Raw genomic sequence first — 1,116 nt, 5'->3', positions numbered from 1 at the left:
TTATAAATAAAAAGAAAAAATTTATATAGTATTACCACTATTTGATGGTAAAAATTTAAGATTGAAGAAGTAGTCGTTGGGAAAAGAGGTGCTGCAAAATGACGTTAATGCATACAAGCAGAGAGCAAACGCAAAACAGACGCCCCCGACGTGAGATCGGGGCTGCCAGAACAATCCAAAGAACGCACAGGACGAGGCGAAAGAGCGTCACGACCGGTATTATGAACCGCGACGGCGCAACCAAGAGTGAGGAAGGCGAGTGGATGATCATCGACAATGAAATCCCCATCTCGCCGAGGCTCGGATTCCTGTCTTCAACACAACTCAGAGACACAACAACCGTCCACTTAAGCAGTGCAGGGGAAGGCGGTTTCTTCGCAATGGAATTGGGGCGAGACGCGAGGACGGAAAACCTTCCTGAAGGAACCGAAGCGGTTTACGTTCTTGATTTCTTCGGCGAGCAGATTGTGTTCTACTTGCACCGGGCAAGAGGAAGAAAGACCTCGTTCCTGAGGACAACGTTCAGTGCCGCGTACAAGCCGTTTAAGGTTGAGCGAAGAAAGCAGAGCGAGCGTGTTGATCTGCACGACTTTGCGTGGCTCGAGCTTGCAGCCGACGAGTAGGTTTCGGGAGCGGAGCGCGTTGCAGCGAACGCCCTTGCCTATGTGTTATGTGGTATTCGCAATCAGAAGTCGGCCTACAAAAAACGTGCACAGAGAGTAAATTTAATATTTCACGGAACATTTTTTTCATTTAGAATTAAGACGCCGACCTCTTTCTTTTTATCAATCCTTATTTTTCATAGAGATATATTATCTTTTAGCTCGCCCGCTCATTGAAACTAACATCAGGATTAACCGAAGTCCGCCGAAGGAGAATTTGGACGAAGGCAACTTGTTGCTGAAGTCGTCTAATGATTGTTAGTTTCAATTTTGTTGGCTTGCTAATACGGAAGCTTCCGCGGTGCTTACGGCACTTGTTGTTTTCAAAAATTATCTGTGTATTTTAGCGCTTTTTTTCTAAGTTTATCCTTATTTTTTTCTAACAAACTAATTGATCTAATCAGTAAATCAGGATTATCTCTGACAAAATCATACAAGCTATTGATAACATCTC

Annotated in this window: 1 protein-coding gene; it reads left to right on the top strand. The window is 44.2% G+C overall.

Annotated features, from left to right (window positions below):
- The first annotated feature begins 107 nt into the window (after positions 1-107).
- On the top strand, positions 108-623 hold the full coding sequence (locus tag D6783_05240; GenBank protein ID RME52312.1) for a hypothetical protein: 516 nt from the start codon (positions 108-110) through the stop codon (positions 621-623).
- Positions 624-1,116 lie beyond the last annotated feature (493 nt).

This window comes from Candidatus Woesearchaeota archaeon (assembly GCA_003694805.1).
Classification (GTDB): Archaea; Nanobdellota; Nanobdellia; order Woesearchaeales; family J110; genus J110.
Note: the sequence above shows the minus strand (reverse complement) of the source record. Positions and strands in the feature narration are given on the sequence as shown.

Excerpts from the sequence above, each read along its gene's own strand:
- D6783_05240 (RME52312.1), top strand. The coding sequence starts at position 108 with ATGCATACAAGCAGAGAGCAAACGCAAAACAGACGCCCCCGACGTGAG.